Source organism: Providencia sp. PROV033 (assembly GCF_028484855.1).
In the GTDB taxonomy this organism is placed as follows: Bacteria; Pseudomonadota; Gammaproteobacteria; order Enterobacterales; family Enterobacteriaceae; genus Providencia; species Providencia alcalifaciens.
This window is the reverse complement of record NZ_JAMPSW010000117.1, coordinates 1-9,259: the sequence shown is the minus strand read 5'-3', so window position 1 is coordinate 9,259 and position 9,259 is coordinate 1. Positions and strand designations below refer to the sequence as shown.

Annotated in this window: 8 protein-coding genes and 1 pseudogene; 4 read left to right on the top strand and 5 right to left on the bottom strand. The window is 42.6% G+C overall.

Features of this window, described 5'->3' with window-relative positions; all coding sequences use genetic code 11:
* The first annotated feature begins 108 nt into the window (after positions 1-108).
* Entirely contained in the window at positions 109-591 is a 483-nt protein-coding gene (locus PSF16_RS15235) for a glutathione peroxidase (RefSeq protein ID WP_154628504.1), read from the top strand.
* A gap of 42 nt (positions 592-633) precedes the next feature.
* Here the strand turns inward: PSF16_RS15235 and PSF16_RS15230 are convergent, their stop codons facing one another.
* Positions 634-1,695: a tetratricopeptide repeat protein gene (locus PSF16_RS15230; RefSeq protein WP_272689572.1), complete on the bottom strand. Its 1,062-nt coding sequence runs from the start codon at positions 1,693-1,695 to the stop codon at positions 634-636.
* Positions 1,696-2,715: 1,020 nt separating this feature from the next.
* On the opposite strand from PSF16_RS15230, the gene dtpA reads away from it, so the two are divergent.
* Positions 2,716-4,185, top strand: a complete 1,470-nt coding sequence (gene dtpA, locus PSF16_RS15225; protein ID WP_272689571.1) for a dipeptide/tripeptide permease DtpA — start codon at positions 2,716-2,718, stop codon at positions 4,183-4,185.
* Positions 4,186-4,249: 64 nt separating this feature from the next.
* On the opposite strand, the gene PSF16_RS15220 is transcribed toward dtpA, so the two are convergent.
* Both PSF16_RS15220 and tnpA read right to left on the bottom strand, forming a co-directional pair.
* Positions 4,250-4,849: a fructose-bisphosphatase class II gene (locus PSF16_RS15220; protein ID WP_272689570.1), complete on the bottom strand. Its 600-nt coding sequence runs from the start codon at positions 4,847-4,849 to the stop codon at positions 4,250-4,252.
* Between the two features lie 44 nt (positions 4,850-4,893).
* The gene (gene tnpA / locus PSF16_RS15215; protein ID WP_004924660.1) at positions 4,894-5,319 is read right to left on the bottom strand and encodes an IS200/IS605 family transposase; all 426 of its coding nucleotides are present in this window, start codon (positions 5,317-5,319) and stop codon (positions 4,894-4,896) included.
* Between the two features lie 56 nt (positions 5,320-5,375).
* Between tnpA and PSF16_RS15210 the strand changes: the two genes are divergently transcribed.
* Entirely contained in the window at positions 5,376-6,545 is a 1,170-nt protein-coding gene (locus PSF16_RS15210) for an RNA-guided endonuclease InsQ/TnpB family protein (protein WP_004924658.1), read from the top strand.
* 28 nt (positions 6,546-6,573) lie between these two features.
* Here the strand turns inward: PSF16_RS15210 and PSF16_RS15205 are convergent.
* Together PSF16_RS15205 and PSF16_RS15200 are read right to left on the bottom strand one after the other, a co-directional pair.
* Positions 6,574-6,996: pseudogene (locus tag PSF16_RS15205) on the bottom strand (fructose-bisphosphatase class II); the annotation flags it as partial.
* Between the two features lie 155 nt (positions 6,997-7,151).
* Positions 7,152-8,075 (bottom strand): AEC family transporter, encoded by a 924-nt coding sequence (locus PSF16_RS15200; protein WP_006657579.1) that lies wholly within the window; start codon positions 8,073-8,075, stop codon positions 7,152-7,154.
* A 636-nt stretch (positions 8,076-8,711) separates the two neighbouring features.
* On the opposite strand from PSF16_RS15200, the gene PSF16_RS15195 reads away from it, so the two are divergent.
* Positions 8,712-9,251 carry a hypothetical protein gene (locus PSF16_RS15195; protein ID WP_272689569.1) on the top strand — a complete coding sequence of 180 codons (540 nt, stop codon included), beginning with the start codon at positions 8,712-8,714 and terminating at the stop codon, positions 9,249-9,251.
* Positions 9,252-9,259: the final 8 nt, after the last annotated feature.

Genomic DNA, 9,259 nt, shown 5'->3' with positions numbered 1-9,259 from the left:
AGCAAGTGGAATCTTGCGTTGAGAATGAGGGCATTTGGAAATATTAAAGAAATAGAATCCATCGCGTATTCACTTATTTCATAATGTTTTATCTTTGAGGACGTTACGATGACCACTTTTTATCAACTGACAGCAACAAGCCTTGGCGGGCAGCGCATGTCTATGGCGGACTACGCGGGTAAGGTAGTTTTAGTTGTAAATACAGCCAGCCATTGTGGCTTTACACCGCAATATGAAGGTCTTGAAGCACTCTACAAAAAATATACAGATCAGGGTTTGGTCGTGCTGGGTTTCCCCTGCAATCAATTTGGGAAACAGGAACCCGGCGGTGCAGAGGAAATTGGGCAGACCTGTTACATTAATTACGGTGTGAGTTTTCCGATGTTCGAGAAAATAGACGTCAATGGAAGCGCAGCGCACCCAGTATTTCGTTATCTGAAGAGTGAGCTACCGGGGCTGCTGGGCGGTCGAGTTATGTGGAACTTCACTAAATTCCTGATTGGACGTGATGGTAAGCCAATTAAGCGCTTTGCACCGTTCACGACCCCTGAAAAAATGGAAGCGGAGATTGTTGCGGCACTGGAAATTTAAGCGCTCGGTACTTTGAGTTATTTCATGCAGATAATCTTAGGGCTATTTCCCTTTCCCTGCATTCTGCAACTCATTTTCCATAATCATCACTTTCTTCTGGGCGCGCTCGTCGCCTTGTTTAGCTGCAAGTCGATACCAATATAAGGCTTTCGCATCATCTTGCGGTACGCCCATTCCATACTGATAACACGCTCCGCTGGCATACTGAGCATCACGGCTGCGCTGGTTGGCGGCCTTGATAAACCACTGGCAAGCTTTAGCTTGGTCGGCAGTGATACCATCACCTCGTGCGTAAATTAACGCTAAATTAAACTGGGCGGAAACTTCCCCTTGCTGAGCGGCGAGGGTGAGCCACTTAATGGCGGAAACGGTATCGCGTTTGGTGCCTTGACCTGCCAAGTAGAGCATACCGAGGCTATTTTGTGCGGGGGAAAATCCTAACTCCGCAGAGCGCGTAAAATACTGAAACGCCGCGGTGTAATTGATTTTGTCATACATTCCCGTTGCTGCTTGATAACCTAATAAATAGAGCGCTTGCGGCTGATTTTTTTCAGCTAGAGCGAGGTAGATTTGATTGGCTTTTTGAGGGTCTTCATCTCCGACGACACCTTTTTCATACCAATAAGCTAAAGTTAGCTGCGCTGCGGGCAACTGTTGTGCTGCGGCTTTTTCTAGCCAGCTTAATGCTTGTTGTGGATTTTTCTCCAATAGGTTTGGGATGCCCTCTAAGGTATATTCTGCCATATTCATTTGGCCAATAGGGTCACCAGCATTGGCTGCCGCTTCCATCCAATGCAGCATCTCTTTGGGATTTTTACCAATGCCAGCCCCTTGCTGGTACATCAACGCTAGGTTGATTTGTGCTTTGGTAAAATGTTGGCTAGCGGATAGTTTATACCAGTACACCGCTTTATCGAGCTGACCATGAGACTGATAAAACATGGCTAAATTAAACTGAGCTTCCGCTTGCCCGCTATCGGCTAATTGTGTGAGCGTTTTTTCATCCACGACTGAAGAGGGTGCAACAGGAGCCACCGTTTTTGCATGACTCAAATTAATGAATAATGAGCAAAGGATGATGAGGGGGAGAGTAAACTGTTTCACTGAGCTTCCTTGGGATGAATTTTAGCCATTTATTCCTAAAGGGTAGGTTAACGGGTTGCAGCCAGCGACGCAATTGCCATTCTTGCTATTCTTAAAATTATTTTTATACATTAAATGATTATAAATCATGATGTTATAAAAAAGATTAAAAATAATTAAAAAAAAGATGAACCTTTTGAGGCTATCAAGGGTCTTAATTACATATATATCACTGTTTGCTTGTGTAAACATTCATATATTTACCCTCAACATTCATTTCTTTACATGAAGTAATGCAATAATGCATCTATGTCGTGTAGTTTGAATTAGTAGTACGATCCTTAATAGAATGCATTATGCCCAGTTTTAGTCGCTGGGCTTTTTTTTGCATAAAATACGACTCTTCCTACAAATACCCCTTTATTTTTATCTCACTCCGTTATTTTGTTCGATAAATAAACAAGCAGTAGTGACGTCAATAAATAATCACCTATCTAAATTCATTTTCTATTCAGTTTTTATTACCACCAAGACGAAATATCCGTAGGGTGCTGCGCGGTATGTTTGTGGTGTTTATAGGGTGTTACTCTGCGAGTAAAATGATTAAAGATAGAACAATATGCTTAACATATAGTGAACAAGTGATTATTTAATGGGCGATAATAATTTCATGATTTTTTAAAAAATTGAAGTTAATCACGACATGCATCTATAAGTATGGTAATTAATGCTGGCTAATTTATTAGTTTTGGTGCATAAATAGCATATATTGCTTAACTGATTATTCTGTTTGGCTTGGCATATATTCGCTGTAATGCTGAATAAATAATCAAATATGCTTTAACTCATTGAATTTTATGTTCGCGATTCATAAACAATATTTACACACAGTTTTGTTTGTTTTGAGGTCAGGGATTGATACTCCTCCTACCAAAAGTGAATCTTCTAAAGCTTGAATTCTTGAGACCATAACAATGCGAGGGTGCAGACAGCGTCCCGTGGTTTTTTTTGCATACGTACAGGTTGTATTAGAGGTAACTTGTGTCCACAACAAATAACAAAGAGGAAGTCAGTCTTAACGCGTTTAAGCAACCTCGTTCATTCTATCTCATCTTTTCTATCGAACTCTGGGAACGTTTTGGTTACTACGGTCTTCAGGGGATCCTCCCAATCTATCTCAGCCAAGTGCTTGGCATGTCGGAAGCGGAATCTATTACGTTATTCGCGGCATTCTCTGCACTGGTTTATGGCTTCGTTGCCATCGGTGGTTGGTTAGGGGATAAAGTTTTAGGGACTAAGCGTGCGATTGTCCTTGGTACGGTAGTGCTGATTGTCGGTTATGCGTTCGTTGCGTACTCTGGGCATGATGTGTCGATGGTTTACCTCGGACTTGCTACCATCGCGGTAGGTAATGGTCTGTTTAAAGCGAACCCATCATCATTATTATCTACCTGTTATGACAAAAATGACCCACGTTTGGACGGTGCATTCACTATGTACTATATGGCCGTTAACATTGGTTCATTCTTCTCAATGCTGGCAACGCCATGGTTAGCGAAACATTACGGCTGGGATGTTGCATTCTCCCTCAGCGTAGTGGGGCTGATCATTACCTTAATTAACTTCTACATGTGCAAAAAATGGGTCTCAGACCACGGTTCAAAACCAGACTTTGCACCTGTTGTCATCTCCAAATTACTGATGACTATCGTCGGTGTAGTTGCACTGATTGCGATTTCAAACTGGTTACTGCACAACTTAGGCATTGCGCGTGCGGCACTGGCGGTGATTTCTCTGGGTATTTTAGTTATCTTTATCAAAGAAATGATGGCGCTAAAAGGCATTGCTCGTCGCCGTATGGGCGTCGCGTTGATCCTAATGTTAGAAGCGATTGTGTTCTTCGTTCTCTATAGCCAAATGCCGACGTCTCTAAACTTCTTCGCGTTACATAACGTTGAGCATGAAGTTTTTGGCTTAGCCATTGAGCCTGCTCAGTATCAAGCGTTAAACCCATTATGGATTATGATTGGTAGTCCAATTTTAGCTGTAATCTATAACAAAATGGGTGACAACTTACCGATGCCACACAAATTCGCTATCGGTATGATACTGTGCTCAGCAGCATTCTTAGTGCTGCCACTCGGCGCAAAATTTGCGAACGAAGCGGGTATTGTGTCTGTTCAATGGTTGGTTATCTGTTATGGCTTCCAAAGTATTGGTGAGCTGATGATTTCTGGTCTGGGTCTGGCGATGGTGGCTCAATTAGTTCCGCAGCGCCTGATGGGCTTTATCATGGGCGCATGGTTCTTAACTAACTCTGCTGCGGCATTTATCGCAGGTTATGTGGCTTCCATGGCGGCAGCACCACAAGGTGAAATCACCAGTAAAGTTGAATCTCTCGCGGTGTACAGCGATGTATTTATGAAGATTGGTCTGGTGACGGGAGCAATTGCCATTGTAATGGTATTTACTGCGCCATTATTAAACCGCATGACGCAAGAACAACATTAATTTGTTTTGTTAGTTATCAAATAGAAAAAGGGCGATAGTGATATCGCCCTTTTTTAATGCATGATTATTTAAAATATCGATTATTAATTAATCTCATGGAACGGTTATTACCGTTGACTAAAAGAGTACTCGCACTGTGGCTATGCAGATCATTTGAGATACCATTCATCAGCACTGTAGGGGTGATTGCGGTCGCAGCAAAAATGACATCGGACGTATTCACCATCATATCCAACGTTAAAATGCCCCCAATTTCGATGCCCATCTGTTGGCAACGAATTGCTTCTTGCGCTGCTAACAGCTTATTTTTTTCTGTATCTTCTTTAGCTTTATTACGTGGTACAAGACGTGCTTGCATATCTCCACCTAATGCGCGTGCAATGGCAGCACTAATAATGCCTTCTGGTGCCCCGCCAATGCCATACATCATATCAATAGGATGTTCAGGTAGGATTGTTAGCAGTGATGCAAGTACATCGCCATCAGGGATGGTAATAACATTGGCGCCAAAGTTACGGATAGTTTTGATAATATGTTGGTGGCGAGGTTTATCAAGAATAGCAATATTAAGCATTGAAATCGGTTTATCCAATGCCGCAGATAAAAATTCGAGGTTTTTCTCTAATGGATTTTTTAGCGAAAAACGCCGTAAACCCTCGCCCAATGCGGGCGGGGATATAAGGCGAAAAGTCCGCAGGGCTTTAAAGATCAATCAGGCGTTGACTGACTCTGAACGTAGGCTCTGAGCGTTTCAATTGTTGCCCCTCCGGTGCTACAGACAAAGTATGATCTCGACCACAAAAGCCCCGTTTTACTTTGCATCCGTAAATGTGTGTTTTGCTGGCGCAGCAGGCGCGACGATACTGATTTCAGATTGTTTACCATCACACTGACCGCCAGTTTTGGCGGGTAAGCAACCAGCAGATGCACATGGTCAGGCTCTCCGTCCATCTCAATAATTTCGCATTCAAGTTTTGCCGCAGCGGAGCCAAAAGCCTCACGCAGTTGAGCGATCATCAGTCCGTCAAATAGCTTACGTCGGTACTTCGTCGTAAAGATCAGATGCACGACCAGTTTACTGACACTGTGCCGCTTGCGGAGGAATCCCGCCAGTAAATCATCATGATTACTCAATTGATATATTCACCTAACATGTTAAAATAAAAACATTATATCAATGAGCACTGATTATGTTAAGAGCAACAAAAGTACGCATCTACCCGACACCAGAACAGGCTGAATACCTCAATGCTCAGTTTGGGGCGGTTCGTTTCGCGTACAACAAATCTCTTCACATTAAAAAACAGGCTTACCAGCGGCACGGCGTAAATTTAAACCCGCGTAAAGACCTCAAGCCACTGCTTGCAGTGGCGAAGAAATCCCGTAAATACGCATGGCTTAAAGAGTATGATTCCATAGCGTTACAGCAGGCGGTGATTAATCTCGACGTGGCTTTTTCCAACTTTTTCAATCCGAAACTGAAAGCTCGTTTCCCGACGTTTAAAAGTAAGCATGGTAAACAATCCAGCTATCATTGTGTTGGAATCAAAGTCCTTGATGGCGCGATAAAAATCCCTAAAATTGCACCAATTGAAGCGCGTTTACATCGTGAAATTACGGGAATGCTGAAAAGTATCACCCTGAGCCGCAGCACAACTGGGAAATACTACGCCTCGCTACTCTGTGACGACGGAATGGAAGCGCCAGAGAAGCCGGCACTGATATCAAACGTGACGGGGCTGGATATGGGGCTGACGCATTTTGCCATCAAATCCGACGGTAATAAAATTGCCAATCCACGTCACCTTATCAACGCCAGCCACAACCTGCGCCGGAAGCAGAAAGCCCTCTCCCGGAAGAAAAAAGGGAGCGCAAACAGACGCAAAGCTAGAATACAACTTGCATCCGTTCACGAACGGGTAGCCAATGCCCGTGCCGATTTTCAGCACAAGTTATCTCGTGCAATTGTTGACGAAAACCAAGCGGTAATTGTCGAGACGCTGAAAGCGGCAAATATGATGAAAAACCACCATCTGGCGCGTGCGATAGGCGATGCGGGATGGTCTGGATTCATCACAAAACTGGAATACAAAGCCGCAGAGAAAGGCGTGCATCTGGTGAAACTGGATCAATGGTTCGCCAGTTCGAAAACCTGCCATTGTTGCGGTCACAAGATGCCGGAAATGCCATTACATAAGCGCATATGGCAGTGTCCAGAGTGTGGAGTTGAACATGACCGTGATATCAATGCGGCGATCAACATCGAACGCAAGGGCATACTGGAATTACAAGCGGCGGGACTCGTCGTTTCTGCCCATGGAGGCCAGCGTAAATCCGTCACACAGACGGTTGCGGCCTAAGAAGTGGGAAGCCTCGCCCGACAGGGCGGGGAGCAGTCACGTGAACAGTGCCTTTTGCTGCGGCACCAACAACCATTTTTTCCATATACATATCCGGTGCTTGCAATAATGTGCCGGTAGGTGCGGCGGCAAGGACCGCAATCGCATTGTGCTCATTACATGCCACCATGCGAGTACCGTCAATGGGATCAACTGCGATATCTAAATGATGTTCGCCGGATTGTTTGCCAACTTGTTCACCAATATACAGCATCGGAGCTTCGTCAATTTCGCCTTCGCCAATCACAATTTTTCCATGAAAATCAATTTCATTGAGTCGGTTTCTCATGGCTTCAACCGCAGCGTTATCAGCTGCATTTTTATTGTGTTTCCCTACCCATTCAAATGCGGCAATGGCAGCAACTTCGGTCACGGACGCGATTGCAGATGCGAGTTCATCGCTAATTTTCATTTTGGTGTTGTTCCTAGGACTAAAAAATTATCGCGACTATGATACGTTTTTTGTGATCAACTTGGTAATTTTTCGATGAATAAATCAACGTTTTATTGGCGAAGGGGGGAGAGTGGCGGAAGGGGAAGGGCGGAGTAAACTCCGCCAAGAAAGAATTACAGCATTTCAACGATGGTGATCCCGCCAATAATTGAGATTAAGGCAGCAATCGTACTCAGTAACACCGTTCCCGCGGAGGTTTCAGTGTAGGCTTTATTACTGATAGCAAGTGCTGGAACAGCGGTTGCCGTCGGTAATACACCGATAATAAATGCAGCTTTTAATAAATCACTTTGTAAACCTAATGCGAGACCGGTACCAAGAATTAACGCGGCTTGCACAAAGTTTTTGACAAATACGTTAAAGATTATTTCTTTACTGATTGTCAGCTTAATACCTGAAAGCAGTAAACCAAGGAAGAAGAGGGCAACACCACCAGCAGTTTTACCGAGTTCATTCACAGAGTTTTGCAGAATTTCAGGTAATTTCACGCCACAAATAGCCAGAATAGCCCCTAAAACAGGTAAGAAAACTAATGGCTGAATGACGGCTTTACCGACAGATTTCAGGACACCATTACCTTTTGCGGATCCACTGATCATCAATAAGGTAAATGGAATAATAATAACGGTATAAATTAAGTTACCAAGTACCATGGCAATTAAACCGGATGAACCAACAGTAGCCAGTAAAACCGGTGGTCCACAGTACGCCATATCCGGGAATGATACCGATAAGGCTTGCATCGCAGCGTCAGTTTTGTTGTGACGGAAAAAGAGTTTACCGACGACAAAACCAATTACGTAAGATGCAATTAATCCCACTGCCAGCGCTAATAGATAATCAATGTTTAGTAGCACTGATGGCGGGGCTTGGACGGCAGCAAGGAAAAGCGCAAAAGGTAAGGCGATTTTGACAACAAAGTCCGCAAACGCTTGCGAATATTCCCGTTTCACGAAACCATATTTACCCGATAACCACCCTACGGCGAGACCGAGTATGATGGGACTTAGGGCTTCAAGTATTATATGTAATAACATAGTTATTCCTTTGCGTTATATAGAACAAGGCGCGAATTTAAATATACTCGATAAAAGACAATCGTTATTTGTTAAATAACTTCCTGGTAAATTGTCTATAAATTAATAACATAATCATACGAAAATACACCTATTATCTGCATATTTTTTATAATAAATATAATGAGTCGAAAATAGATTATTGGATTTGATTAATTATTAATAAAAATAAGGGTTATTTTGCCTTATGGGAAAATAATTATTTAATGGCTTGTTTGTCTGGGGAAAAAACATTAAAAATGTACTATCATTTTATGATGATAAAATAATAAAATGACGGAATAGATTAATCTGCGAATACTCTTAAAAGGAGTTATTTTGTAACAGTTTGTTACCTATGGTTGGCAATTTAGATATTCATCTTTAAACTAGGACGATTATTGAATAATGTAAACTCTATAATGCACTTATTGTGTATAAGGCGTTATGGTGTGTCGAGTTTTTTATCATGAGCTAGAGCGGTTTAACTAGCTGGTTTTTTTACCACAAATTTTACGAAAACACAGTTTGTTTCAGATATGAGCAACGTGTTATCCCCTAAGATCCGGTTGACTAATCTTGGGTTGCTGGCATTGGATTAAAGAAGGAAACCTATTTGTGGATACATGGATACTCTTAGGACTAGTTTTAATTGCATTAGTGATAGTGGCCCCTGTGCTCGCTATCATCGCGATTAACCGTACTGGTCGTATGCAATACCAAATTCACCAGTTAAACCAGAAGATCACTTCACTCGAAGCTAAAATAGCTCATGGCAATGGAGGGGGACCTGTTAGTGCGTTAAATACGATGGATGACAACGACGCATTAACTTCAGTAGAAGTGCAATGTAATGCCTCTCAATTGGAACATTTTGAGCCAGAAGATAATAAAAACGATGTTTCCGAAACCCCAGTTCAAGATGCTCAACCTCTCTTTCAACCGATGTCAGTTTCCAGTCATAAACAGCCTGATACAGTTCATCCAGTCTCGATAAATCCAAATCGTTTTGATAAAACTAGACCAAGCCAAGCTTCATCTGAACAGAATGAATTAGAGAGTAGATCAATCTTTGCACATTTCTTTTCGTGGCTAGTGACAGGGAATCCTCTTGCTAAAATCGGAATTTTATTAGGGGCTGTCCTAGATAAGGTTTAAATTTTATC

Excerpts from the sequence above, each read along its gene's own strand:
- PSF16_RS15235 (WP_154628504.1), top strand. The coding sequence starts at position 109 with ATGACCACTTTTTATCAACTGACAGCAACAAGCCTTGGCGGGCAGCGC.
- PSF16_RS15210 (WP_004924658.1), top strand. The coding sequence starts at position 5,376 with ATGTTAAGAGCAACAAAAGTACGCATCTACCCGACACCAGAACAGGCT.
- PSF16_RS15200 (WP_006657579.1), bottom strand. The coding sequence starts at position 8,075 with ATGTTATTACATATAATACTTGAAGCCCTAAGTCCCATCATACTCGGT.